Consider the following 25979-nt stretch of genomic DNA (forward strand, 5'->3'; position numbering starts at 1 on the left):
CCTGCCCAGTCGTCCGGTCGGGGACTGTGGGGCAGGCGCCGTCTGTGTTCCGTACGCCTTTGTACGGGACGTATGGGGGGCCTCGGGGCCGTCAGACCAGCAGCGAGCGGTCCGTCGGGCGGATCGGGGCCGGCAGCTCGCTCGCGCCGGTCAGGAACCGGTCGACGCCGCGGGCGGCCGAGCGGCCCTCCGCGATCGCCCACACGATGAGCGACTGGCCGCGGCCGGCGTCACCGGCGACGTACACGCCCGGGACGTTGGTGCGGAAGTCGGCGTCGCGGGCGATGTTGCCGCGCTCGTCGAGCTCCAGACCGAACTGCTCCACCACGCCGTTCTCACGGTCGGTGCCGGTGAAGCCCATGGCGAGGGTGACCAGCTGGGCGGGGATCTTGCGCTCCGTGCCCGGCTTCGGGGTCAGCCTGCCCTCGATGAACTCGACCTCGCTGAGGTGCAGCCACTGGACGTTTCCGTCCTCGTCGCCCTCGAAGTGGGTGGTGGAGACGGAGTAGACCCGCTCGCCGCCCTCCTCGTGCGCGCTCGTGACCTTGTAGAGCATCGGGAAGGTCGGCCACGGCTGGGAGACCGCGTCCCGCTCCTCGCCCGGGCGGGGCATGATCTCCAGCTGGGTGACCGAGGCCGCGCCCTGACGGTGGGCGGTGCCCACGCAGTCGGCGCCGGTGTCGCCACCGCCGATGACCACGACGTGCTTGCCCTCGGCCGAGATCGGGGGCGCCACGAAGTCGCCCTCCTGGACCTTGTTGGCCAGCGGCAGGTACTCCATCGCCTGGTAGACGCCCTTGAGCTCACGGCCGGGGACCGGAAGGTCACGGGCGGTCGTGGCGCCGGCGGCGATGACGATGGCGTCGTAGCGCTTCTTCAGGTCGGTCGCCTTGAGGTCGCGGCCGATCTCGATACCGGTACGGAAGCGGGTGCCCTCCGCGCGCATCTGCTCGATACGGCGGTTGATGTGCCGCTTCTCCATCTTGAACTCGGGGATGCCGTACCGGAGGAGGCCTCCGATGCGGTCCGCGCGCTCGTAGACGGCGACGGTGTGGCCGGCCCGGGTGAGCTGCTGGGCGGCGGCCAGGCCCGCCGGGCCCGAGCCGATGACCGCGACGGTCTTGCCGGACAGGCGCTCGGGCGCCTGCGGGGCGACGTCACCGGTCTCCCACGCCTTGTCGATGATCGAGACCTCGACGTTCTTGATGGTGACGGCCGGCTGGTTGATGCCCAGCACACACGCCGACTCGCACGGAGCGGGGCACAGGCGGCCCGTGAACTCCGGGAAGTTGTTCGTGGCGTGCAGGCGCTCGGAGGCCGCCGTCCAGTCCTCGCGGTAGGCGAAGTCGTTCCACTCGGGGATCAGGTTCCCCAGCGGACAGCCGTTGTGGCAGAACGGGATGCCGCAGTCCATGCACCGGCCGGCCTGCTTGCCGATGATCGGCAGCAGCGAACCGGGGACGTAGACCTCGTTCCAGTCCTTCAGACGCACGTCGACCGGACGGGACTTGGCGACCTCACGGCCGTGGTTCAGGAAGCCCTTCGGGTCAGCCATTGGTCGCCGCCTCCATCATCTTCTCGGTGATCTCGGACTCGGAGAGTCCCGCCTGCTCGGCGGCGTCCTTGGCGGCGAGCACTGCCTTGTACGTGCTGGGGATGATCTTGCTGAAGCGCTCCGCGGCGGCGTCCCAGTCGACGAGCAGCTTCGCGGCGACCGTCGAACCGGTCTCCTCGGCGTGGCGGCGCACCACGTCGTGCAGCCACTGCTTGTCGGCCTCGTCCGGCGCCTCGACGGCGCCGAGGTTGCCGGCGTTGACGTTGTCGCGGTTCAGGTCGATCACGTAGGCGATGCCGCCCGACATACCGGCCGCGAAGTTGCGGCCCGTCTCGCCGAGGACCACCGCGTGACCGCCGGTCATGTACTCGCAGCCGTGGTCGCCCACGCCCTCGGAGACGACCGTCGCGCCGGAGTTGCGGACGCAGAACCGCTCACCGGTACGGCCGCGCAGGAACAGCTCGCCGCCGGTCGCGCCGTAGGCGATGGTGTTGCCCGCGATCGTCGAGTACTCGGCGAGGTGGTCGGCGCCCCGGTCCGGGCGGACGACGACACGGCCACCCGAAAGGCCCTTGCCGACGTAGTCGTTGGCGTCGCCCTCCAGACGCAGCGTGACACCGCGCGGGAGGAAGGCGCCGAAGGACTGGCCGGCGGAACCGGTGAAGGTGATGTCGATGGTGTCCTCGGGCAGGCCCGCGCCACCGAACTTCTTCGTCACCTCGTGGCCGAGCATGGTGCCGACCGTGCGGTTGATGTTGCGGATGGCGACCTGGGCGCGCACCGGCTGGGCGTCGGTCGCGGAGTCCGCGGCCAGGGCGTCGGCGGCGAGCTTGATCAGCTCGTTGTCGAGCGCCTTCTCCAGGCCGTGGTCCTGCGAGATGACCTGGTGCAGCGCCGCACCCTCGGGCAGGGCGGGCACGTGGAACAGCGGGGCCAGGTTCAGGCCCTGTGCCTTCCAGTGGTCGACGGCGCGCTCGACGTCCAGCACCTCGGCGTGGCCGACGGCCTCCTCGATGGTGCGGAAGCCCAGCTCGGCGAGGATCTCGCGGACCTCCTCGGCGATGAACTTGAAGAAGTTCACCACGTACTCCGCCTTGCCGGCGAAGCGGTCGCGGAGCACCGGGTTCTGGGTGGCGATGCCGACCGGGCAGGTGTCCAGGTGGCAGACGCGCATCATGACGCAGCCGGAGACGACGAGCGGCGCGGTCGCGAAACCGAACTCCTCGGCGCCGAGCAGCGCGGCGATGATCACGTCACGGCCGGTCTTCAGCTGGCCGTCGGTCTGCACGACGATCCGGTCGCGCAGGCCGTTGAGCAGCAGCGTCTGCTGGGTCTCGGCCAGGCCGAGCTCCCAGGGGCCGCCCGCGTGCTTGAGCGAGGTGAGCGGGGAGGCGCCGGTGCCGCCGTCGTGGCCGGAGATGAGCACGACGTCCGCGTGCGCCTTGGACACACCGGCCGCGACCGTGCCGACGCCGACCTCGGAGACCAGCTTCACGTGAATCCGCGCCTGCGGGTTCGCGTTCTTCAGGTCGTGGATCAGCTGGGCGAGGTCCTCGATGGAGTAGATGTCGTGGTGCGGCGGCGGGGAGATCAGACCGACACCGGGGGTGCTGTGCCGGGTCTTGGCGACCCACGGGTAGACCTTGTGGCCGGGCAGCTGGCCGCCCTCGCCGGGCTTGGCGCCCTGGGCCATCTTGATCTGGATGTCGTCGGCGTTGACCAGGTACTCGGACGTGACGCCGAAGCGGCCGGAGGCGACCTGCTTGATCGACGAACGGCGCGCCGGGTCGTAGAGCCGGTCCGCGTCCTCGCCGCCCTCACCGGTGTTGGACTTGCCGCCCAGCTGGTTCATGGCGATGGCGAGGGTCTCGTGCGCCTCCTTGGAGATGGAGCCGTACGACATGGCGCCGGTGGAGAAGCGCTTGACGATCTCCTCGACCGACTCGACCTCGTCGATGGAGATCGGCTGACGGCCGTCGGCACCGGTCTTGAAGCCGAAGAGGCCGCGCAGCGTCATGAGGCGCTCGGACTGCTCGTTCACGCGGTCCGTGTACTTCTTGAAGATGTCGTAGCGGGCCGTGCGCGTCGAGTGCTGGAGGCGGAAGACCGTCTCCGGGTCGAACAGGTGCGGCTCACCCTCGCGGCGCCACTGGTACTCGCCGCCTATCTCCAGGGCGCGGTGGGCCGGCGCGATGCCGCTGGCCGGGTACGCCTTGGCGTGGCGGGCGGCGACCTCCTTGGCGATGACGTCGATGCCGACGCCGCCGATCTTGGTGGCCGTGCCGCTGAAGTACTTGGTGACGAAGGCGTCGTCGAGACCGACGGCCTCGAAGACCTGGGCGCCGCGGTAGGAGGCGACGGTCGAGATGCCCATCTTGGACATGACCTTCAGGACGCCCTTGCCCAGCGCGTAGATCAGGTTGCGGATCGCCTGCTCGGGCTCCATGCCGCCCAGGAAGGTGCCCGCGCGCAGCAGGTCCTCGACGGACTCCATCGCCAGGTACGGGTTGACGGCGGCGGCGCCGAAGCCGATCAGCAGGGCGACGTGGTGGACTTCGCGGACGTCGCCGGCCTCGACGAGGAGGCCCACCTCGGTGCGCTGCTTGGTGCGGATGAGGTGGTGGTGGACGGCCGCGGTGAGCAGCAGCGACGGGATCGGGGCGTGCTCGGCGTCCGAGTGGCGGTCCGACAGGACGATGAGGCGGGCGCCGTTGTCGATGGCGGCGTCGGCCTCGGCGCAGATCTCCTCGATGCGCGCGGCGAGCGCGTCACCGCCGCCGTGCACCCGGTACAGACCGGAGAGCGTCGCGGCCTTGAAGCCGGGCATGTCGCCGTCGGCGTTGATGTGGATGAGCTTGGCCAGCTCGTCGTTGTCGATGACGGGGAACGGCAGGGTGACCGTCCGGCACGACGCGGCGCTCGGCTCGAGCAGGTTGCCCTGCGGGCCGAGCGAGGAGCGCAGCGAGGTCACGAGCTCCTCGCGGATCGCGTCCAGCGGCGGGTTGGTGACCTGCGCGAACAGCTGGGTGAAGTAGTCGAAGAGCAGCCGCGGGCGCGCGGAGAGCGCGGCGATCGGCGAGTCCGTGCCCATGGAACCGAGCGGCTCGCCGGCGGTCTTGGCCATCGGCGCGAGGATGACGCGCAGCTCTTCCTCGGTGTAGCCGAAGGTCTGCTGGCGGCGGGTGACCGAGGCGTGGGTGTGCACGATGTGCTCGCGCTCGGGCAGGTCGACCAGCTCGATCTCGCCGGCCTCCAGCCACTCCGCGTAGGGCTTCTCGGCGGCGAGGCCGGCCTTGATCTCGTCGTCCTCGATGATGCGGTGCTCGGCGGTGTCGACGAGGAACATCCGGCCGGGCTGGAGGCGGCCCTTGCGGACGACCTTGGCCGGGTCGATGTCGAGGACGCCGACCTCGGAGCCGAGGACGACGAGGCCGTCGTCGGTGACCCAGTAGCGGCCGGGACGCAGACCGTTGCGGTCGAGCACGGCGCCGACCTGGACGCCGTCGGTGAAGGTGACACAGGCCGGGCCGTCCCAGGGCTCCATCATCGTGGAGTGGAACTCGTAGAAGGCGCGCCGGGCCGGGTCCATGGAGTCGTGGTTCTCCCACGCCTCCGGGATCATCATCAGCACGGAGTGCGGCAGCGAGCGGCCACCGAGGTGGAGCAGCTCGAGCACCTCGTCGAAGGACGCCGAGTCGGAGGCGTCCGGCGTACACACGGGGAAGATCCGCTCGATGGACTTCCCGTCGGAGCCGAACAGGTCCGAGACCAGCTGCGACTCGCGGGCGGTCATCCAGTTGCGGTTGCCCTTGACGGTGTTGATCTCACCGTTGTGCGCGACGAAGCGGTACGGGTGCGCGAGCGGCCACGAGGGGAAGGTGTTCGTGGAGAAGCGCGAGTGGACGAGCGACACGGCCGAGGCGAAGCGGCGGTCGGACAGGTCCGGGAAGAAGGGCTCGAGCTGGCCGGTGGTCAGCATGCCCTTGTAGACGATGGTCCGCGCGGACAGCGACGGGAAGTAGACGCCGGCCTCGCGCTCGGCGCGCTTGCGCAGCACGAACGCCTTGCGGTCGAGGTCGATGCCGGTACTCGCGCCGTCCGTGACGAAGATCTGGCGGAAGGCCGGCATCGTCGAGCGGGCGGTGGCGCCGAGCAGCCCGGGGGCGACCGGGACCTCGCGCCAGCCGAGGACGGTGAGGTTCTCGTCGGCGGCGATCGTCTCGATCTGTGAGACGACGTCCTGGAGGCCTTCCTCCGGGAGGAAGGCGATACCGACGGCGTAGCCACCGGCCTCGGGGAGCTCGAATCCGGCCACCTCGCGGAGGAAGGCGTCCGGGACCTGGGTCAGGATGCCCGCGCCGTCGCCGGAGTCCGGCTCGGAGCCGGTGGCGCCGCGGTGCTCGAGGTTACGCAGAACGGTGAGCGCCTGCTCGACCAGCGTATGGCTCGCCTCGCCGGTGAGGTTGGCAACGAAACCGACGCCACAGGCGTCGTGCTCGTTGCGGGGGTCGTACATACCCTGCGCAGCAGGGCGAGCATCCATGAAAGACCAGTTCTGGCCATTCGCGGAATGCTGGGACGGCTGGCGCGGCGTACGCATCGGCTCTCCCGTCGTCGTCTCAAGTGGCATATCTGCTGGCGAAGGGACGACGTTGGCCCTCTGCGTAACGCAAAATTTCGTGCAGGTTACATGATGGAGCGGTTCTCGGGAACCGGATACTCCGTTCCAGCATGCGGACGCCACGCAGTCGCGACGGGGGTCTCGCGCACGTGGCTGAAAGTGTGTGGGGACCGAACAGGACAAGATCGATCAGATCACTGCCCGTTGACCCGGAAGGCGAGGGGAGCGGCGTCGTTCACCTCGCGAGTGCGCCGGAGGCGTCATTGCCCACAGCGCTTACGGCTCATGCCCGCTGGTTAAGCACTCGAAACCAGTCAGTAACGGCTACTTATGCGGCCCAACGCATAAGTAGCATTCGCACTATCCTACGGCCGTTCCGAACCAACTGCCCAGGGCGTACGTCACACCGGCCGCCGCGCCACCGAGGGCGAGCTGCCGCAGTCCGCTGTACCACCAGGTGCGCGCGGTCACCCGAGCCACCACGGCCCCGCAGCCGAACAGCCCGAACAGTGCGAGCAGCACGGCCGGCCAGAGCGAAGCGGCCCCCAGGAGATAAGGGAGTACGGGCAGCAGCGCGCCCAGCGCGAACGCGCCGAAGCTCGACACGGCGGCGATCAGCGGCGAGGGCAGATCGGAGGGATCGATGCCCAGCTCCTCACGGGCGTGGATCTCCAGGGCCTGCTCGGGATCGCGCGACAGCTGCTGGGCGACCCGCCGGGCCAGCTCGGGCTCGACGCCCCGGACCTCGTACAGCGCGGCCAGCTCGGCCTCCTCGTCCTTGGGGTGCTTTCTCAGCTCCCTGCGCTCGACGTCGAGTTCGGCCTCCACGAGCTCGCGCTGCGAGGCGACGGAGGTGTACTCGCCGGCGGCCATGGAGAAGGCGCCCGCGGCGAGACCGGCAAGTCCGGTGATGACGACGGTCTGGTGACCCACCGAACCGCCGGCGACACCGGTCATCAGGGCGAGGTTGGAGACCAGGCCGTCCATCGCGCCGAAGACGGCGGGCCGCAGCCAGCCCCCGTTGACATCCCGGTGGGTGTGGTTGTCGCGGTGCGCCTCGTGCAGTGCGGCTTCGGTTTCGATGATGGCCACGAGATCCCCCAGGGTGTTCGGAGCGCCTCAAGCAAGCTGAGGCAAAGCTAAGTCTGGACTGATTCCACTTTTCGACAACAACAAAGATACGCCGGGAGATTCCCACCCGCCAGGAAGGAAAGGCTCCGCTAACCTGCGGCTTTACCTTCGAATGCTCATACGATCAGGGACCTGCACAGATGTCGACCGGGTGACATGGGAGCCTCCGAGGCTGAGGTCAACCGCCGATGGTGGGACACATCCGCAAAGTGCTCCGCGCCCCGTGCGGAGCCCCTTGAGGAGAGGCCGCGTATGGCATCGATCGCCTGCATCCCCTCGGTCCCGGCACCGGGGGACGCCGCCGCACTCCGCGAACGGGCCCGCGGCGCCCTGCTCGGCCTGGCCGTGGGAGACGCCCTGGGAGCCCCCGCGGAGAACATGAAGCCCTCCGAGATCCGCGCCCGCTGGGGCCGCATCACCGGGTACGTCACCGACCGGCCGGCCGGCACCGACGACACCGAGTACGCGATCTTCTCGGGCCTGCTGCTGGCCCGCCACGGCTCCGCGCTCACCCCGGCCCATGTCGAGGCGGCCTGGCACCAGTGGATCGCCGACCGCGACGAGGGCCCCTTCCGGGGCGCCGGCTTCAGCGAACGCGGCACCCTGGAGAACCTCCGCCGAGGCCTGGCGGCGCCGATCTCGGCGCAGCACCGGCACGCCTGGAGCGACGGCCTGGCCATGCGCGCGGCCCCCTTCGGCGTCTTCGCCGCGGGCCGCCCGGCGGAAGCGGCCCGCCTGGTCGCGATCGACGGCGCGGTGAGCCACGACGGCGAGGGCATCTACGGCGGCCAGGCGGTCGCCGCGGGAGTGGCGGCGGCGATGGCGGGAGCGCCGGCGATCTCGGTGGTCGCCTCCGCCCTGGCCGTGGTCCCCGAGGACTCCTGGACGGCGCGTTCCCTGCGCCGGGCGGTGGCGGTGGCCCACCGGGGCGAACGGGCGGTCCGCTCCGCCGTCGTCATCGGTGGCTACCCCTGGACCGACCTCGCCCCCGAGGCCGTCGCCCTCGCCTTCGGCGCCTACGCGGCCGCCGACGGCGACTTCCGCGAAGCCGTCCTCACGGCGGTGAACATGGGCCGCGACGCGGACACGACGGCCGCGGTGGCGGGCGCCCTGGCCGGTGCGACGCAGGGCGTGTCGGCGATCCCGGCGGAGTGGGCGGCGGCGATCGGCCCGGCACGGGGAAGCTGCCTGCCGTCCATGGCGGGCCACCACGTGCTGGACGTGGCCGAGTTGCTGGTGCCGGGCGAGGGCGGCAAGTGGGGCGAGGGGATGGTCATGGAGGAACTCGTGCCCAACCTGATGGGCCTGGCCCGGTTCCCCCTGCCGGACCCGACCGCCTTCACCCTGACGGCGAACGACGGCGCAAAGGCGGGCTCATGAGACCGCCCGCACCGTGGGACGAGGGAGCGGCGGGGTCGGAGTCCGTCGGTGCCTCGACGAGCACCGCACTGGCGCCCGGCACCACCGAGCGGCCCACGGCGGAACCGCACGCACCCGCGGCCGCCGACGGCGAGCACGCTCGGCAGGGGCCACCCGCAGCGGACAACGAAAGCCGCACGGGTGGTGCGGGTGGTGCGGGTGGGAACGACAAGGCTGAAGGCGCAGCAGAGGCCATGGGGACCGCCCACCCGCGGGACGCGCGCCGCATCGAAGGCCTCCTTCTCGGCCTCGCCGCAGGCGACGCCGCCGGCTGGCCCGCCGCCCGCCACCGAGCCGCCCGTATGCCGGAGTGGACCCGCCGCCTGACCCGCGAACTCGACACCTTCGCCGAACACAACGCGACGACCACCCTCCCCGTCCCCATCGCCCTCAACCAACCCCCCGAACCCCTCCGCCTCGGCCCCTCCGACGACGCCGAGTGGGCGGCCTTCGCGGCCGAGGCGGTCCTGCGGGCCGGAGACGACACCGCCCTCGGCGACCTCAGCCGAGAACGCCGGATGCGCGCCGCCATCGACCTCACCTGGAACGCCATCGCCTGCGAGGTCGCGGCGGCCGCCGACCGCGCGCCCGAGATCGAGTCCGCCGTTCTCCCCCTGCGTGCCCGGATCTCCGTGCGCGCCGGTCTCGGCAACCTCGCCGCCGGCCTGCGGCCGCCCGCCACCGGCCACGACAACCCCCACTACTTCGACGACGCGGCCTGTGTGCGCGCCTGCGTCCTGGCCGTGGCCCACCCCGGCGACCCCCGACTCGCCGCCGAACTCGCCGAGTTCGACGCCCGCTACACGCAGGACGGCGACGGCGTGCACGGCGCACGCGCGATGGCGGCGGCCCTCGCGCTGGCCCTCGTCGGCGCGGACCCCGACGCCTGCGTGACGGCGGCGCTCGCCGAACTCCCCGAGCACACCGAGATCGGCCGCAACGCCCGTCACGCCCTCGAACTGGCCCGCGGTGCCGACAGCGCCTTCGCGCTCATCCCCCTCCTGGAGCACCAGATCGTCGACCACGTCTACAGCTACGGCATCGCGGCGGCGGAGACGGTCCCGGTGGCCCTGGCCCTGGTGACGGCGTCCGGCGGCCGTATCGGCGAAGCGGTACCGGCGGCGGCCTGTCTCTCCCGGGTCGCGGACTCGGCGCCGGCCCTGGCGGGCGCGCTGACCGGCGCGTTGGGCGGCGGCGCCGCGATCCCCGTCTCCTGGCGGGACAGCTGCCGCGTCCTCTCCGGCTGTGTACTGCCCCGGCTCACCGGCACCGATCTGGTGGAACTCGCCGAACTCCTGGAAGCCACGCAACCGGCCCCTCCAGGAGGATGATTCGGGGCATGACGCCCAAAGCACAAGAAAGCAACGGCGGAACCCTGGAAGAGCGCATCACCGCCGCACTCGTCGGCGCGGCCGTCGGCGACGCGCTCGGCGGCCCCGTCGAGGGCTACTCCCCCGAGCAGATCCTCCAGCGCCACGGCAGCCGGGTCCACGGCGTCGTCGGTCCCTGGAACGGCGACGACTGGCGCACCGCCCGCCCCATCGCCCCGTACCACAAGGGCGACGGCCACGTCACCGACGACACCTTGATGACCCACGCGCTGGTCAGGGTCTACGCCACGGTCCGCGATCACCTGGACGCCTACGCGATCGCCGACCACCTGGTCCCGGACCTGCTGACGACACCCCGCTGGATCCCGGAGCTGGAGGCGGAGGCACTCCCCCTCCAGCGGATCTTCCTGGCGGAGAAATGGCTGGTGGCAAGGCTGCACTACGGCCATGTGGACCCTCGTGAGGCAGGCGTCGGCAACATCGTCAACTGCGGTGCGGCGATGTACATGGCCCCGGTGGGCCTGGTCAACGCGGCCAACCCGGCGGGCGCGTACGCCGAGGCGCTGGACATCGCCGGCGCCCACCAGTCGTCGTACGGCCGTGAGGCGGCGGGAGTCTTCGCAGCGGCGGTGGCGGCCGCGTGCACGCCGGGCGCGACGGCGGACTCCGTTGTCACGGCCTGTCTGGCCCTGGCACAGGACGGGACCCGCACGGCGATCGAGAAGGTCTGCGAAACGGCGGCCCGGCACACCGACTTCGAGTCGGCGCTGGTGCCGCTCCGGGAGGCGGTGACGCCGTACGACACCGTCGGCCCCGACTACCGCCGGCCCTCCCTGGCCGCCCGCCGCCCGTCCCGCCTGCACGCGATCGAGGAACTCCCGGTCGCCCTGGGCATGTTGCTGGTGGCCGACGGCGACTACCGGCAGGCGGTCCTGGGCGCGGTCAACTACGGCCGCGACTGCGATTCGATCGCGACGATGGCGGGAGCGGTGGCCGGCGCCCTCGGCTCGCCGGTCCCCGACGAGTGGGCGAAGCAGGTCGCCGAGGCCAGCCGCCTCGACCTCTGGCAGCCCGCGGCGACGCTCACCGAGGTCACCCGGGAGATCTTCGACCGCGACGTCCACCACCGCCGCACCCACGAGCGGGCGTTCTCCGCGATCGGAGGTCCGCGATGCTCCGACTGACCTGGGTCCAGCCCGAGGACCTCCTCGGCCACGAACTGCACCAGGCGGCCCAGGACGGCCGGGAGCCGTGGGCGATCGCCGCACGCTGGAAAGCGGCCGGCGGCTGCGAGGCCTCGGCCCGGGCCGGCGCGTCCCCCCAGCGCGCCTCGCGCTATCTGCGCCTCCTCGCGGACGACCTCCTGGACGAACTGGCCGACCTGCCCAGCAGGTTGGCGGAACAGGAGCCGACCGCACTGGAGAAGATCAGGGCCCTGTGTCCGCAGTGGCCGAGCCGGCCGGCCGGTGCGCACGCGCAGGCCCCCACCCGGGCCGCCCTGGAAGCGGCCTGGCTGGGCCGGGCCGTCGGCTGCCTGCTGGGCAAACCGGTGGAGAAACTCCCCCTGGACGCTGTCCGCCAACTCGCCCGGTCCACCGGCAACTGGCCCCTCACCGGCTACTTCACCGCCCGCGGAGTCCCCGAGCCCCTCCTCGAGGCGCACCCCTGGAACCGCCGCTCGGCGACCACCTCCCTCGCCGAGAACATCGACGGCATGCCCGAGGACGACGACCTCAACTACCCGCTCCTCAACCTCCTCCTGCTCCAACGCCACGGCAGAGACTTCACCACCACCGACGTGGCCCGGCTCTGGCTGGACGAACTCCCGGCGGGCCGCACCTTCACCGCCGAACGCCTCGCCCTGCGCAACCTCCTCTCCGGCATCGAGCCCCCGCTCACCGCCCGCCACCGCAACCCCTTCCGCGAGTGGATCGGCGCCCTCATCCGCGCCGACGTCCACGGCTGGACCAACCCCGGGGACCCGGCCGCCGCCGCCGAGCAGGCGCACCGCGACGCCACCCTCACGCACACCGCCAACGGCGTCTACGCGGCGATGTTCACGGCGGCCACCATCGCCGCCGCCGCGACCGGCGCCCATGACATCCACGCCTGTCTGCGCACCGGCCTGAGCGTCGTCCCGCCCCGCTCCCGCCTCGCGCGGGCCGTCACCCACGCCGTCCGGCTCGCCGGAGAACACCCCGACTTCGACACCGTGGTGGACGAACTCCACGCCACCCACAAGGCGCACCACTGGGTCCACGCCATCCCCAACACCGCCCTGATCGCCGCCGCCCTCACCCACGCCGACGGCGACTTCACCGGCTCCATCGGCCGTGCCGTGTCCGGCGGCCTGGACACCGACTCGGCCGGCGCGACGGCCGGCGGGATCGCCGCCCTGCTCACCGGCGACCCGGCCGCCCTGCCCGACCACTGGACGGCCCCCCTCAAGAACCGCCTGGCCACCTCCGTCGCCGACCTCAACGGCATCGGCTTCGACACCCTGGCCCACCTCACCTGGTCCCTCATCCCCCGGGAGGCTTCCCAGCCATGACCGACATCGTCGTGCTCGGCAGCACGAACATGGACCTCGTCGCCTACGTCGAGAAGCCCCCGCAGCGCGGGGAGACCGTGACGGGACGGGAGTTCCGTACGATCCCCGGCGGCAAGGGCGCCAACCAGGCGGTCGCCGCCGCCCACGCGGGCGGCACCGTCTCGATGATCGGCGCCGTCGGCAACGACGCCTTCGGCACCCGGCTGCGCTCCACCCTGGAGCACTCCGGCGTGAACACCGACCACCTGCGCACCGTCGAGGGCCCCTCCGGCACCGCGCACATCGTCGTGGACGACGAGGGCGGCAACGCGATCGTGGTCGTCCCCGGCGCGAACGCCACCGTCGACCACCTCGTCCCCGGCGACGAGGTCCTCATCTCCTCCGCCGACGCCCTCCTGCTCCAGCTCGAAGTCCCCCTCGCCGCGGTCGTCGCGAGCGCCCGGGCGGCCCGCGCCCACGGCGTCCGGACGATCCTCACCCCGGCCCCCGCCCAACCACTCCCGCCCGAACTCCTCGCGGTCACCGACCTGTTGGTCCCCAACGAGCACGAGGCGGCCACGCTCACCGGCCGCACCGACCCGCGCGAGGCGGCCACCGCCCTGCTGGACAGCGTGCCGGAGGTGGTCATCACGCTCGGCTCGTCCGGCAGCCTGTACGCGACCCGGGGAGCGCAGCCGCTGACCGTGCCCGCCCCGCGCGTCACCGCCGTCGACTCGACCGGGGCGGGCGACACCTTCGTCGGCGCCCTCGCGGTCGCGCTCGGCGAGGGGCGGCCCGTACGGGAGGCGCTGGCCTGGGCGTCCGCGGCGGCGGCCCTGTCGGTCCAACGGCCGGGCGCCTCCGCCTCGATGCCCTACCGCTCCGAGATCGAGACGCAGTACGCGTCATGACCGAGAAGACCACCGAGAAGACCACCGGGAAGACCACTCCCCTGCACGGTGTCCGCGTCCTCGACCTGGCCACCCTCTTCGCCGGCCCCCTCGCCGCCACCATGCTCGGCGACTTCGGCGCGGAGGTCATCAAGGTCGAGCACCCCACCCAGCCGGACCCCTCCCGGGGCCACGGCCCGTCGAAGGACGGCGTGGGCCTGTGGTGGAAGCTCCTCGGCCGCAACAAGCGCACCATCACCCTCAACCTCTCCAGGCCCGGCGGCCGCGCCACGCTGCTGCGCCTCGCCGCCACCGCCGACGTGATCATCGAGAACTTCCGCCCCGGCACTCTGGAGAAGTGGGACCTCGGCTGGGACGCGCTGTCGGCGGCCAACCCCCGCCTGGTCCTCACCCGGGTCACCGCCTTCGGCCAGTTCGGCCCCTACGCGCACCGCCCCGGCTTCGGCACCCTCGCCGAGGCGATGAGCGGATTCGCGGCGATCACCGGAGAACCGGACGCGTCCCCGACCCTTCCGCCCTTCGGCCTGGCCGACTCGATCGCCGGACTGGCCACCGCCTACGCCGTCATGACGGCCCTCGCCGCCCGCGACCGCACCGGCGAGGGTCAGGTCGTCGACATGGCGATCATCGAACCCATCCTCACCGTCCTCGGCCCCCAGCCGCTCTGGTACGACCAGTTGGGATACGTCCAGGCCCGCACCGGCAACCGGTCCGCGAACAACGCCCCGCGCAACACCTACCGCACGGCCGACGGAAACTGGGTCGCCGTCTCGACATCGGCCCAGTCGATCGCGGAACGCGTCATGCACCTGGTCGGCCGCCCCGACCTGATCGACGAGCCCTGGTTCGCGACCGGCGCCGACCGTGCCGCCCACGCCGACCTGCTCGACGAGGTGGTCGGCAGCTGGATCGCCGCCCGCAGCCGCACCGACGTCCTCGCCGCCTTCGAGAAGGCGGAGGCGGCGATCGCCCCGATCCAGGACGTACGGGACGTGATGGCGGACCCCCAGTACCAGGCCCTCGACACGATCACCGCCGTCGAAGACCCGGAGCTGGGCCGGATCCGCATGCAGAACGTCCTCTTCCGGCTCTCCTCGACCCCCGGCGCGATCCGCTGGACCGGCCGCCCGCACGGCGCCGACACGGAGGAGGTCCTGACCGAACTGGGCCTGACCACGGCCGAGCTGACGTCCCTCCGCGAGGCGGGCGCCCTATGACGAAGACCCCTCTGACCTGGCTCTACGTCCCCGGCGACCGCCCACAGACCGTCACCAAGGCCCTGGCCTGCGGCGCCGACGTCGTCATCGTCGACCTCGAGGACGCGGTCGCCCCGGACCGCAAGGAGTACGCCCGCGCGGCCACCGCCGAACGCCTCCGCGAGCCCCAGCCGGTCCCGGTCCACATCCGGGTGAACGCCCTGGACAGCCCCTTCGCCGCGGCGGACCTCCGCACGATGGCCGCCCTCCCCGGGGTCTCCGCCCTGCGGCTGCCGAAAGTGACGTCCCCGCACCAGATCACCCGCGTCGCCGAGACCGTGCCGCCCGCGGACCGTGGAACCACCCCCCTCCACGCCCTCCTGGAAACAGCCCTCGGCATCGAACACGCCTACGCCATCGCCTGCGCCCACCCCTCGCTGCGCGGCATCGCCCTCGGCGAGGCGGACCTACGAGCCGACCTGGGCGTCCGCGACGACGCGGGCCTCGACTGGTCCCGCGCCCGGGTCGTGGTCGCCGCCCGGGCCGCGGGACTGGCGCCCCCACCCCAGTCGGTGCACCCCGACATCCGTGACCTGGAGGGCCTGGCCACCAGCTGCGCCCACGGCCGCACCCTCGGCTTCCTGGGTCGCGCCGCCATCCACCCCCGCCAGCTCCCGATCATCGAACGGGCCTATCTGCCCACCCAGCACGAGCTGGAGGAGGCCGAGACGATCGTGAAAGCGGCGGCCACCGAGCAGGGCGCCCAGGCCCTGCCGGACGGCCGCTTCGTCGACGCGGCCGTGGTGGCGATGGCGCAACGCACCCTGTCCCTGGCAGCCCGCGGGGACTGAACCCTCCCCGTCGCGCACAGACGACGAGGGCGCCCGGCAGACCCCGGGCGCCCTCGTCGTCGTACGAACAACCAGCCGTCAGCTCTTCTTACCGGCCGACTCGGCCCCGCCCTTGACCTCGGCCGTGTCCTCGGCCGTGTCCTCGGCCTTCACCGCAGCGGGCTTCCCGGCCCCACCCTTCGGGCTCGCGTCGGCCTTGGCGTCGGCGGCAGAGACCTTCGTGTCGGCAGACACTTTCGCGTCGGCGGAGGCCTCGGCCTCAGCGTCGGTCGTGGCGTCCGCCTCGCTCTTCGCTTCGACGTCGGCCGCGGCCTTCGCTTCGCCGTCACCCTTCGCGTCGGTCTTCGCGTCGGCGCCGGACTCGGTCTCGTCCTTGGCCTCGGCCGCGTCCTCCGACGCGCCCTCGCCGTCGGCTTCCGTCCCGCCGTCGGAAGCACCCGCACCCGGCTCGACCACCGCTTCGCGCCCCGGCCGCTTCTTCGCCGAGATCACGATGTAGATCACCGCGAGCAGGAACACGACCATCGCGGTCCAGTCGTTCAACCGCAGGCCCAGGATGTGGTGGGCGTCGTCGACCCGCATGTACTCGATCCACGCGCGGCCCACGCAGTACGCGGCGACGTACAGCGCGAAGGCCCGCCCGTGCCCGAGCTTGAAGCGGCGGTCTGCCCAGATGACGAGGAGCGCGACGCCGATGCACCACAGCGACTCGTACAGGAACGTCGGGTGGTAGTAGCCGGGCACCCGGCCGTCCGCCGAGGACGTGATGTGCAGCGCCCACGGGAGGTCGGTCTGCTTGCCGTACAGCTCCTGGTTGAACCAGTTGCCCCAGCGGCCGATCGCCTGGGCGAGGGCGATGCCGGGCGCGATGGCGTCGGCGTACGCGGGCAGGGCGATGCCCCGGCGGCGACAGCCGATCCACGCGCCCACCGCGCCGAGCGCGATCGCGCCCCAGATACCGAGGCCGCCCTCCCAGACCTTGAAGGCGTCCACCCAGTCACGGCCCTCGCTGAAGTACAGCTCGTAGTCCGTGATCACGTGGTAGAGCCGACCGCCGACCAGGCCGAAGGGCACCGCCCAGACGGAGATGTCGGCCACCGTGCCGGCCTGTCCGCCGCGGGCGACCCAGCGCCTGTTGCCGAGCCAGACCGCGACGAAGACGCCGATGATGATGCAGAACGCGTAGCCGCGCAGCGGAACGGGGCCGAGATACAGCACCCCGTGCGACGGGCTGGGAATGTAGGCAAGTTCCATGGCAGGGTCGACGCTACCGTGCCGGACCGGGCCGACGACGGGCAGCCCGGCTACGGCTCCATAACGGGCGGGTGTGCAGGGCCTCAGCCCTGGTCACCCTTTGTCGGCTTCCTCCACCATCTGCTTCAGCTTGGCCGGCGTCATCGACTGGTCGGCGTAGATGTTCTTGCCGTTGAACAGCACGGTCGGAGTGCCGCCGAAATGGCCGTTCTGGAAGGCCTGGTTGGACTTGGCGACCCAGCTGTTGTGCGTGCCGTCCTCGACACAGGTGCGGAACGCGGGCGTGTCGAGGCCGTCGACCTTGGCCGCGAGCCCGATCAGCTTGCTGTTCTCGGCGAAGGCGTCGTCCGTCTCGTTCGGCTGGTTCTCGTACAGCACGTCGTGGTACGCGGGGAACTTCCCGGCGTCCTGCGCGCACGCCGCCGCGTTGGCCGCGTTACGGGAGCCGCTGCCGCCCATGTTGCCGTCGATGAGCGTGGCCAGGTGGTACTCGACCCTGAGCTTCCCGGCGTCCGTCAGCTCATGGATCGTGGGGCGGTACGCCGCCTCGAAGGCCCTGCACGCCGGGCAGCGGAAGTCCTCCCACACGGTGAGCGTGGACTTGGCGCCGTCCTTGCCGACGGGGATCGCGAGCGCGTCCTCGCCCTGCGCCCCCGAGGGGGCCACGACCGGGCCCGCCTTGTCGCTGCTGTCGTCCTTGCCCGAGTTCGCCGCGACGACCCCGATCACCGCCGCCAGACCCAGGACGCAGACGACGCTCGACGCGACGATCAGCGTCCGCCGTCGCCGCTCCGCGGCCTTCTGTTTCTCTCGCTCGTCCGCCAGCCGCTCCCTGGCGGTGCGCTTTCCCGCACGATTCTTCTCGCTCACACCCCCAGAACGAACCGGGGAGGCGCATTGCGCCTCCCCGACCCCAGGTCCACCCGTTCGAGTGACCCGGAGAAAATGTCCCGCTCTGTTACGCCTGTCCCGCCTACGCCTGTCGGCGCACGCCCTTCGCCAGCTCGCCCGCGAGCTCGCGGACCGCCTCGACACCGGCCGCGTCGTCCGGCGCGTCCAGCATCCGCTTGACGAAGGCCGAGCCGACGATCACGCCGTCGGCGAAGCCGGCCACCTCGGCGGCCTGCGTGGCGTTGGAGACGCCGAGGCCGACGCAGACGGGCAGGCCGGTGCCGGTCGCCCGGGTCCGCTCGACCAGGTCATGGGCCTGCGCGCCCACCGACTCACGGGTGCCGGTGACCCCCATCAGCGAGGCGGCGTAGACGAAGCCGCTGCCCGCCTCGGTGATCTGCGCGAGCCGGGCGTCCTTGCTGCTCGGCGCCACCACGAAGACCGTCGCGAGGCCGTGCTTCTGCGCGTGCTCCCTCCACAGCGCCGACTCCTGGACGGGCAGGTCGGGCAGGATGCAGCCCGCGCCGCCCGCCTCGGCCAGCTCGGCGGTGAAGCGCTCGACGCCGTAGCGGTCGATCGGGTTCCAGTACGTCATGACGAGGATCGGCTTCCCGGTGGCCTCGAAGGCCTCCCGGACCGTCCGCATCACGTCCGCGATCCGCACCCCGCCGCGCAGGGCGATGTCGTCGGCGGTCTGGATGACCGGGCCGTCGAGGACGGGGTCGCTGTGCGGCAGACCCACCTCGACGATGTCCGCGCCGCCCTCGATGACGGCCTTGATCGCCTCGATGCCGCCGTCCACGGTCGGGAACCCGGCCGGGAGGTAGGCGATGAGCGCGGCGCGGCCCTCCGCCTTGGCGTCGGCGAGGGTGTCCGACAGCAGCCCGCTGTTCCCACCGGTGAATTCGGCCCCGCTCACTTGGCGTCCCCTTCGATCTCGGCGGTGTCTGCCGCGTTGGCGGCGACCTCGGCGTCGGTGTCGTACAGGCCGAAGTACCGGGCGGCCGTGTCCATGTCCTTGTCGCCGCGACCGGACAGGTTGACGACGATCAGCCCGTCCTTGCCGAGCTCCTTGCCGACCTCCAGGGCCCCGGCCAGCGCGTGCGCGCTCTCGATGGCCGGGATGATGCCCTCGGTGCGCGACAGCAGACGCAGCGCCTGCATGGCAGCGTCGTCGGTGACCGCGCGGTACTCGCCGCGGCCGCTGTCCTTGAGGTAGGAGTGCTCGGGGCCGATGCCCGGGTAGTCCAGGCCCGCCGAGATGGAGTACGGCTCGGTGATCTGGCCCTCGTCGTCCTGGAGGACGTACGAGCGCGAGCCGTGCAGGATGCCGGGCTCGCCCGCGGTCAGGGTCGCCGCGTGCTCGCCGGTGTCGATGCCGTGACCGGCCGGCTCGCAGCCGATGAGCCGGACGCCGGCGTCCGGGATGAAGGCGTGGAAGAGGCCGATGGCGTTGGAGCCGCCGCCGACACAGGCGACCGCCGCGTCGGGGAGGCGGCCGGCGCGCTCCAGGATCTGGCGGCGGGCCTCGACGCCGATGACGCGGTGGAAGTCGCGCACCATCGCCGGGAAGGGGTGCGGTCCGGCGACCGTGCCGAACAGGTAGTGGGTGTGGTCGACGTTGGCGACCCAGTCGCGGAAGGCCTCGTTGATGGCGTCCTTCAGCGTGCGGCTGCCGGACTTCACGGACACGACCTCGGCGCCCAGCATGCGCATGCGCGCCACGTTGAGTGCCTGGCGCTGGGTGTCGATCTCGCCCATGTAGATGGTGCACTCGAGCCCGAAGAGGGCGCAGGCGGTGGCCGTCGCCACGCCGTGCTGGCCGGCGCCGGTCTCGGCGATCACGCGCGTCTTGCCCATGCGCCGGGTGAGCAGCGCCTGCCCGAGCACGTTGTTGATCTTGTGGGAGCCGGTGTGGTTGAGGTCCTCGCGCTTGAGGAACACCCGGGCACCGCCGGCGTGTTCGGCGAACCTCGGCACCTCGGTGAGGGAGCTGGGCCGGCCGGTGTAGTGCACGAGCAGGTCGTCGAGCTCGCGGGCGAACTCGGGGTCGTGCTTCGCCTTGTCGTACTCGACGGCGACCTCGTCCACGGCGGCGACGAGGGCCTCCGGGATGAACTTGCCGCCGAACGCGCCGAAGTAGCCTTCGGCGCTGGGGACCTGACCCTCGGGGTCGGGAATGAAGAACTCGCTGGGCATGCGGAAACCTCACGGTGAGTGTGTGTCGGACACTGTCGCCGTGGGGGCAGGGATGGTCAGTCGGCTGCGGGACCGTTGTGGCTGGTCGCGCCCGCGCGGCGGTGGCCGCACATCCGAAAGAGCCCCGCGCCCCTGACGGGGCGCTGCCATCGCATGCCGTTCACCTGGCCGGGCTCGTCCCCGATGACGTACCGCACGCGCCTGCCGTGCACCCGGCGTGCGGGCGCGCGGCAGCCACGGGGGCGGCAGCCGCGCGCGAGGCGGGCGTACCTGTCCATGGCCGTCGTCGTGGGTGTCATCGGGGCCGATCCTACCGGGAGATCAGCCGCGACCGTGCCGGAGTGCGGGGTGCTCGCCCGCCGCCACCAGGTCGGCCACGGCCGTCTTCGGGTCGCGGCCCGTCACCAGGGACTCGCCGACCAGGACCGCGTCGGCGCCGGCGTTGGCGTACGCGATGAGGTCGTGCGGGCCCCGGACGCCGGACTCGGCGACGCTGACGACGTGGGCCGGGATCTCGGGGGCGACGCGCTCGAAGGTGTTCCGGTCGACCTCGAGGGTCTTCAGGTTGCGCGCGTTGACGCCGATCACCTTGGCGCCCGCGTCGACCGCGCGCTCCACCTCGTCCTCGTCGTGGACCTCGACGAGCGGGGTGAGGCCGATGGAGACGGCGCGCTCGATCAGCGACTCGAGGGCCGGCTGCTCGAGGGCGGCCACGATCAGCAGCGCGAGGTCGGCGCCGTACGCGCGGGCCTCCCACAGCTGGTACGAGGTGACGATGAAGTCCTTGCGCAGCACGGGAATGTCGACCCGCGCGCGGACCGCCTCGAGGTCGGCGAGGGAGCCGCCGAAGCGGCGCTGTTCGGTGAGGACGGAGATGACGGCCGCGCCGCCCGCCTCGTAGTCCGCGGCCAGTCCGGCCGGATCGGCGATCGCGGCCAGCGCGCCCTTGGACGGGCTGGAGCGCTTGACCTCGCAGATCACCTTGACGCCGTCGCCCCGGAGCGCGGCCACCCCGTCCTTGGCGGCGGGGGCCTTAGCCGCGCGCTCCTTGAGCTCGTCGAGGCTGACGCGCGCCTGCCGCTCCGCGAGGTCGGCACGGACTCCGTCGATGATCTCGTCGAGCACACTCACGCGAGCGGCCCCCTTCCAGCGGTTGAGAGACGGTTGACAGTTCCAGCGACCAGTAGAAAAGAGGTGGTCACTGCGATGGTATCCGGAGGAAGGCGAAGGCCTCACATCCGGTTGACGGCGGTCCCACTACCTGGACATTCCTCCGCTGATCAAGGATGCAGCCAGCCACCGAACGGCAGGTTCCGGACAACCGTGAAGACCAGCAGGAACGCGCCCAGCGTCCACAGCTGCACCGAGGTGGGTTCCACGCGCGCGGGGCGTCCGCGCACCGCACGGACCACCCAGACGGTCCACACCACCGCGAAGGCCAGATAGCCGACGACGGCCAGTGCGTTGTCGTGCAGGGCGGCGGCGAAGTCCCCGTGCACGAAGGCGTGCGCGCTGCGCAGTCCGCCGCAGCCCGGGCAGTACAGGCCGGTGAGACGCAGGAGGGGGCAGACCGGGTAGTGGCCGGGCTCGTTGGGGTCGACGGTCCCGACGTAGGCGAAGGCCCCGGCGACGGCCGCGAGGACCCCGGCGGGCACCGCGAGTCGTCCGAGCACGGTTTCCGGGGGTGTCCGGGGTGTCCGGGGTGGCCGGGGTGTCACCCGCTGGCTGTCGGCGTTCACGCCTCGCATTGTGCCCCGCCGGGGCACCACGCGCGCGTGAGGGGCGGCCGGTGTGCACCGGCCGCCCCTCACGAGGTCCTGCGGAAGTCCTGCCGAAGTCGTACGGGGCTCAGGCCTCGGCGGCCGCCGGCTCGCGGGTGGCCGTGACCTGGTGCACGGGGTGGGCTTCCTTCGGCATGCCGAGGCCCATCGCGCGCATGATGCCGCCGACGACACCACCGAGGGCCACGATCGCCATGCCGGCCCAGAAGCCGAGCGGCTCGGCCATCACCATGAAAGCGCCCGCGACGGTGAAGCCGATGAAGACGATGGTGACACCGGTCCAGGCGGCCGGGGTGTGTCCGTGGCTGCTGCCCGCCATGACTTGCTCCTCATTGCTGTCTCTGTGTCCGTCCGAGCCGGACGCTCGTCGTCCATTGTCCCGTACCCGCGCGCGTCACGGACGCGGGGGTGGCCTCCGGTCACGTCTGATTCACCACATCGGGAACCGCGCGACCGGACGTGGACCGGGCTCCGCGCGCGGTCGTGTTCAGGCGGGACCCGCGCCCGTCGGGTCCTCGCCCCGATCCAGGGCCTTCCAGATGTCCTCGGGCCGGTCCGGGTCGAGGGGCCTGGCCGCGCGTCGGGGGCGCGGGGTGCCGTCGCGTTCGTAGCGGCCGGACATCGCGGGCCACAGGCGGCCGTAGCGCAGGGCGAGCAGGCCGGCCAGGAGGATCAGGGCGCCGCCCGCGGCCGCGGCGTAGGGCCAGCCGGTGTGGGTGAAGGAGGCGACGGTCGCCGAGGTGTCGCCGGAGGCCCGGGCGGCCTGATCGTCGAGCGCGGAGCCGTCGGAGGCGCCGAGCAGGGCGGCGGCCATGATGCCGGCGCCGGAGAGCGCGAGCAGCGCGGAGACCGCGAAGCGGCCCGCCCTGCGGACGGCGAAGACGGCGACGAGCGCGGCGAGGCCCGCTATGGCGAGCGCCGCGGGCACGCCCGTGACGTCGCTGCCCTTGGCGGTCAGCGGGAAGGCGCCGCCGGCCACCGTGGCCGTGCCCTCCGACCAGCGCTGCCGGGTGGACAGCAGGGTCACGGCCGAGCCCAGCGCGCCGAACAGCAGGGCGAGCGCGAGGCTTCGGCGGCCGGACCCGGGGGCGGCGGCTTCGGATCGGGGGTGCGGAACGGCAGTCACGTACTCCACTATCGCCTGAACCCCGGGCGAACCGTCACCCGGGGTTCACGTGAGACGCGTCCTATCTTCGAAATGTGCCCCGGCCGTCTGTCCGGAAGCGCCCTATTTCGCCAGTCGGTTGGCGGTGTGGACGGCGCGCAGGACCGCCGCCGCCTTGTTGCGGCACTCCTGGTCCTCGGCGACCGGGTCGGAGTCGGCGACGATGCCCGCGCCGGCCTGGACGTAGGCGGTGCCGTCGCGCAGCAGGGCGGTGCGGATGGCGATGGCGGTGTCGGAGTCGCCGGCGAAGTCCAGGTAGCCGACGCAGCCGCCGTACAGGCCGCGTCGGGACGGCTCCAGTTCGTCGATGATCTGCATGGCGCGCGGCTTGGGGGCGCCGGAGAGGGTGCCGGCGGGGAAGCAGGCGGTGAGGACGTCGAAGGCGGTGCGGCCCGCCGCGACCTTCCCGGTGACCGTCGAGACGATGTGCATCACGTGCGAGTACCGCTCGACGGACATGAAGTCGACGACCTCGACCGAGCCCGGTTCGCAGACCCGGCCCAGGTCGTTGCGGCCGAGGTCGACGAGCATGAGGTGCTCGGCGCGCTCCTTGGGGTCGGCGAGCAGTTCGTCGGCGAGGGCCTGGTCCTCCTGCGGGGTGGCCCCGCGGTGCCGGGTGCCGGCGATGGGGTGGACCATGGCGTGCCCGTCCTCGACCTTGACGAGGGCTTCCGGGGAGGACCCCACGACGTCGAAGCCGTCGAAGCGGAACAGGTACATGTACGGGGAGGGGTTCGTCGCCCGCAGCACCCGGTAGACGTCCAGCGCGCTCGCCGTGCACGCCGTCTCGAAGCGCTGGGAGGGGACGACCTGGAAGGCCTCGCCCGCGCGGATGCGCTCCTTGATGTCCTCGACGGCCTCCTGGAAGTCGGGGCCGCCCCACAGGGCGCTGTACTCGGGGAGTTCGGAGGGCGGGAGGACGGCGGGGGGCTGGACGACCGGGCGGGAGAGGTCGGCCTCCATGGCGTCCAGCCGGGCCACCGCGTCCGTGTAGGCCTCGTCGACGCCCGTGTCGAGGTCGTTGTGGTTGATCGCGTTGGCGATCAGCAGGACGGAGCCCTCCCAGTGGTCCATGACGGCGAGGTCGCTGGTCAGGAGCATGGTCAGCTCGGGCAGCCGCAGGTCGTCGCGGTCGCCGGGGCCGATCTTCTCCAGGCGGCGCACGATGTCGTAGCCGAGGTAGCCGACCATGCCGCCGGTGAAGGGCGGCAGGCCCTCCTCGTGGGGGGTGTGGAGGGTCTCGATGGTGGCGCGCAGGGCGGCGAGCGGATCGCCGTCCACCGGGACGCCGACGGGCGGGGTGCCGTGCCAGTGCGCCTGGCCGTCGCGCGCGGTGAGGGTGGCGGCGGAGCGTACGCCCACGAAGGAGTATCGAGACCATTGAAATGCCGTGCGGCCGTTCTCCGCGGACTCCAGCAGGAAGGTGCCGGTGCGCTCGGCGGCGAGCTTGCGGTAGAGCGCGACCGGGGTGTCGCCGTCGGCGAGGAGCTTGCGGGTGACCGGAATGACGCGGCGGTCGGTGGCCAGCTTGCGGAACGTCTCGAGGTCCATGGCGGCTGACCTTACTGATCCGTGGCGGGTACGCCGGAATCGGCGTTCTCGACCAGTACGTCGGCGTCGAAGCAGGTGCGCGCGCCGGTGTGGCAGGCGGCGCCCACCTGGTCGACCTTGACGAGCAGCGTGTCGGCGTCGCAGTCGAGGGCCACGGACCTGACCCACTGGAAGTGGCCGGAGGTGTCGCCCTTGACCCAGTACTCCCGGCGGCTGCGCGACCAGTAGGTGCAACGGCCGGTGGTGAGCGTGCGGTGCAGCGCCTCGTCGTCCATCCAGCCGAGCATGAGCACCTCACCGGTGTCGTACTGCTGGGCGATGGCGGGGACGAGCCCGTCGGCGCTGCGCTTGAGGCGCGCGGCGATCCGGGGGTCGAGATTGCTGGGCGGGGGCGTGCTGGTCATGTCTGCCATTGTGCCGCGCGCCACTGACAGTGACGGGTCGCGTCCACTGGATGGGAAGGAGCGGCGCGAAGCGACTCGGTGAGGGGTGGTGGTCGGGCGACGGGTGGGCGGACCTTCCGCGCAGTCGTAGGCTGACGGCATGTCGACTTTCGCCAAGCGTGAACGACTTCTCCTCGCCGACCTCTTGGAAACGGCGGGCCCCGAGGCCCCGACCCTCTGCGAGGGCTGGCAGACCCGGGATCTGGCGGCGCACGTGGTGGTGCGCGAGCGCCGCCCGGACGCCGCCGGGGGCATTCTGATCAAGCAGCTCGCGTCCCGCCTGGACAAGGTGATGGAGGAGTTCGCCGCCAAGCCGTACGAGGAGTTGCTCCAGCTGATCCGCACGGGTCCGCCACGCTTCTCGCCCTTCCAGCTCAAGCAGCTCGACGAGGCGTCCAACACGATCGAGTTCTACGTCCACACCGAGGACGTCCGCCGCGCCCGGCCCGACTGGACGCCGCGCGCGCTCGACCCGGTCTTCCAGGACGCCCTGTGGTCCCGCCTGGAGCGCACCGCCCGTCTGATGGGCCGCGGCACCCCGACCGGCCTGGTGCTGCGGCGCCCGGACGGCCGTACGGCGGTCGCCAACCGGGGCACGCCGGTCGTGACGGCCACCGGGGAGCCGTCGGAGCTGCTGCTGTTCCTGTACGGCCGGCAGAGCGCCGCGGAGGTGGAGCTGGACGGCGAGAAGGAAGCGATCACCAGGCTGCACAGCGGAAAGCAGCTCGGGATCTGAGAGGACCGGCCATGATCAAGGTCGCCATGACCAGCGTGTACGTCGACGATGTCACGAAGGCCCACGCGTTCTACACCGAGGTCCTGGGCTTCGAGACGCGTCTGCACATGGATCTCGGCGGGGGCACGCTGTTCGTCACCGTGGGCGCGGCGGAAGGGGCCCAGCGGGATCTCCAGCTGCTGCTGGAGCCCGGCCACGGCCCCATCGCGGAGCCGTACCGGGCAGCCCTGCGGGAGGCGGGGCTGCCGTGCATCGTCTTCTCGGTCGACGACCTCGACGCGGAGTACGAGCGGCTGCGGAGGCTGGGGGTGCGTTTCACCCATCCTCCGCAGGACCAGGGCCCGGTCGTCGCGGCCGTCCTGGACGACACGGTGGGCAACTTCGTACAGCTGACTCAGCCGAAGGAGTGAGGGG

The 25979-nt window shown here is 72.0% G+C and carries 23 protein-coding genes; 9 read left to right on the forward strand and 14 right to left on the reverse strand.

Translation table 11 applies throughout. From position 1 onward, the window contains the following. Positions 1 to 91 precede the first annotated feature (91 nt). The 3 genes from G9272_RS12680 to G9272_RS12690 all read right to left on the reverse strand — a co-directional run bounded on the left by G9272_RS12680 (position 92) and on the right by G9272_RS12690 (position 7268). Positions 92 to 1555, reverse strand: a complete 1464-nt coding sequence (locus G9272_RS12680) for a glutamate synthase subunit beta (protein WP_171396672.1) — start codon at positions 1553 to 1555, stop codon at positions 92 to 94. Further along, positions 1548 to 6155 (reverse strand): glutamate synthase large subunit, encoded by a 4608-nt coding sequence (gene gltB / locus G9272_RS12685; protein ID WP_171396673.1) that lies wholly within the window; start codon positions 6153 to 6155, stop codon positions 1548 to 1550. The genes G9272_RS12680 and gltB overlap by 8 nt, the downstream gene beginning before the upstream one ends. A gap of 381 nt (positions 6156 to 6536) precedes the next feature. After that, positions 6537 to 7268: a VIT1/CCC1 transporter family protein gene (locus tag G9272_RS12690; RefSeq protein WP_171396674.1), complete on the reverse strand. Its 732-nt coding sequence runs from the start codon at positions 7266 to 7268 to the stop codon at positions 6537 to 6539. 291 nt (positions 7269 to 7559) lie between these two features. Here G9272_RS12690 and G9272_RS12695 point away from each other — a divergent pair, with 291 nt between their 5' ends. From G9272_RS12695 to G9272_RS12725, 7 genes are read left to right on the forward strand one after another with little or no spacing between them, the layout of a single operon-like run. Next, positions 7560 to 8687: an ADP-ribosylglycohydrolase family protein gene (locus tag G9272_RS12695; RefSeq protein WP_171396675.1), complete on the forward strand. Its 1128-nt coding sequence runs from the start codon at positions 7560 to 7562 to the stop codon at positions 8685 to 8687. Continuing rightward, positions 8684 to 10057, forward strand: coding sequence for an ADP-ribosylglycohydrolase family protein (locus G9272_RS12700; protein WP_253267785.1), 1374 nt, complete (start codon positions 8684 to 8686; stop codon positions 10055 to 10057). Before G9272_RS12695 ends, G9272_RS12700 begins: the two co-directional genes overlap by 4 nt. 8 nt (positions 10058 to 10065) lie before the next feature. Further along, positions 10066 to 11241 carry an ADP-ribosylglycohydrolase family protein gene (locus G9272_RS12705; protein WP_171396676.1) on the forward strand — a complete coding sequence of 392 codons (1176 nt, stop codon included), beginning with the start codon at positions 10066 to 10068 and terminating at the stop codon, positions 11239 to 11241. Then, positions 11229 to 12608: an ADP-ribosylglycohydrolase family protein gene (locus G9272_RS12710; protein WP_171396677.1), complete on the forward strand. Its 1380-nt coding sequence runs from the start codon at positions 11229 to 11231 to the stop codon at positions 12606 to 12608. The genes G9272_RS12705 and G9272_RS12710 overlap by 13 nt, the downstream gene beginning before the upstream one ends. Continuing rightward, positions 12605 to 13498: a ribokinase gene (gene rbsK / locus G9272_RS12715; protein ID WP_171396678.1), complete on the forward strand. Its 894-nt coding sequence runs from the start codon at positions 12605 to 12607 to the stop codon at positions 13496 to 13498. The genes G9272_RS12710 and rbsK overlap by 4 nt, the downstream gene beginning before the upstream one ends. After that, positions 13495 to 14715: a CaiB/BaiF CoA transferase family protein gene (locus G9272_RS12720; protein ID WP_171396679.1), complete on the forward strand. Its 1221-nt coding sequence runs from the start codon at positions 13495 to 13497 to the stop codon at positions 14713 to 14715. The genes rbsK and G9272_RS12720 overlap by 4 nt, the downstream gene beginning before the upstream one ends. Then, on the forward strand, positions 14712 to 15545 hold the full coding sequence (locus G9272_RS12725) for an HpcH/HpaI aldolase/citrate lyase family protein (RefSeq protein ID WP_171396680.1): 834 nt from the start codon (positions 14712 to 14714) through the stop codon (positions 15543 to 15545). Before G9272_RS12720 ends, G9272_RS12725 begins: the two co-directional genes overlap by 4 nt. A 78-nt stretch (positions 15546 to 15623) precedes the next feature. Here G9272_RS12725 and lgt read toward each other — a convergent pair whose 3' ends face one another. The 11 genes from lgt to hisI all read right to left on the reverse strand — a co-directional run bounded on the left by lgt (position 15624) and on the right by hisI (position 24790). Beyond that, on the reverse strand, positions 15624 to 16799 hold the full coding sequence (lgt, locus tag G9272_RS12730; RefSeq protein WP_171396681.1) for a prolipoprotein diacylglyceryl transferase: 1176 nt from the start codon (positions 16797 to 16799) through the stop codon (positions 15624 to 15626). A 93-nt stretch (positions 16800 to 16892) separates the two neighbouring features. Next, positions 16893 to 17669, reverse strand: coding sequence for a thioredoxin domain-containing protein (locus G9272_RS12735; protein ID WP_171396682.1), 777 nt, complete (start codon positions 17667 to 17669; stop codon positions 16893 to 16895). A gap of 103 nt (positions 17670 to 17772) precedes the next feature. Then, entirely contained in the window at positions 17773 to 18609 is an 837-nt protein-coding gene (trpA, locus tag G9272_RS12740) for a tryptophan synthase subunit alpha (RefSeq protein WP_171396683.1), read from the reverse strand. Then, on the reverse strand, positions 18606 to 19889 hold the full coding sequence (trpB, locus tag G9272_RS12745) for a tryptophan synthase subunit beta (protein ID WP_171396684.1): 1284 nt from the start codon (positions 19887 to 19889) through the stop codon (positions 18606 to 18608). Before trpB ends, trpA begins: the two co-directional genes overlap by 4 nt. A gap of 56 nt (positions 19890 to 19945) precedes the next feature. Next, positions 19946 to 20188, reverse strand: a complete 243-nt coding sequence (gene trpM / locus G9272_RS12750; protein WP_142263752.1) for a tryptophan biosynthesis modulator TrpM — start codon at positions 20186 to 20188, stop codon at positions 19946 to 19948. A gap of 22 nt (positions 20189 to 20210) precedes the next feature. Then, a complete protein-coding gene (trpC, locus tag G9272_RS12755; RefSeq protein ID WP_171396685.1) occupies positions 20211 to 21020 on the reverse strand; it encodes an indole-3-glycerol phosphate synthase TrpC in 810 nt (269 codons plus the stop codon). Between the two features lie 149 nt (positions 21021 to 21169). Beyond that, the gene (locus tag G9272_RS12760; RefSeq protein ID WP_171396686.1) at positions 21170 to 21637 is read right to left on the reverse strand and encodes a DUF2752 domain-containing protein; all 468 of its coding nucleotides are present in this window, start codon (positions 21635 to 21637) and stop codon (positions 21170 to 21172) included. 100 nt (positions 21638 to 21737) lie between these two features. Further along, the gene (locus tag G9272_RS12765; protein WP_171396687.1) at positions 21738 to 21989 is read right to left on the reverse strand and encodes an HGxxPAAW family protein; all 252 of its coding nucleotides are present in this window, start codon (positions 21987 to 21989) and stop codon (positions 21738 to 21740) included. 168 nt (positions 21990 to 22157) lie between these two features. Beyond that, positions 22158 to 22805, reverse strand: coding sequence for a TIGR02234 family membrane protein (locus G9272_RS12770; protein ID WP_171396688.1), 648 nt, complete (start codon positions 22803 to 22805; stop codon positions 22158 to 22160). 93 nt (positions 22806 to 22898) lie between these two features. Beyond that, positions 22899 to 24386, reverse strand: coding sequence for an anthranilate synthase component I (locus tag G9272_RS12775; RefSeq protein ID WP_171396689.1), 1488 nt, complete (start codon positions 24384 to 24386; stop codon positions 22899 to 22901). Positions 24387 to 24397: 11 nt separating this feature from the next. Further along, complete coding sequence (hisI, locus tag G9272_RS12780) at positions 24398 to 24790, reverse strand: phosphoribosyl-AMP cyclohydrolase (RefSeq protein WP_171396690.1); 393 nt, start codon at positions 24788 to 24790, stop codon at positions 24398 to 24400. 139 nt (positions 24791 to 24929) lie between these two features. Here hisI and G9272_RS12785 point away from each other — a divergent pair, with 139 nt between their 5' ends. After that, positions 24930 to 25565 carry a TIGR03085 family metal-binding protein gene (locus G9272_RS12785; RefSeq protein WP_171396691.1) on the forward strand — a complete coding sequence of 212 codons (636 nt, stop codon included), beginning with the start codon at positions 24930 to 24932 and terminating at the stop codon, positions 25563 to 25565. An 11-nt stretch (positions 25566 to 25576) separates the two neighbouring features. Further along, positions 25577 to 25975: a VOC family protein gene (locus G9272_RS12790; RefSeq protein WP_171396692.1), complete on the forward strand. Its 399-nt coding sequence runs from the start codon at positions 25577 to 25579 to the stop codon at positions 25973 to 25975. Positions 25976 to 25979: the final 4 nt, after the last annotated feature.

This window comes from Streptomyces asoensis (assembly GCF_013085465.1).
Classification (GTDB): Bacteria; Actinomycetota; Actinomycetes; order Streptomycetales; family Streptomycetaceae; genus Streptomyces; species Streptomyces cacaoi_A.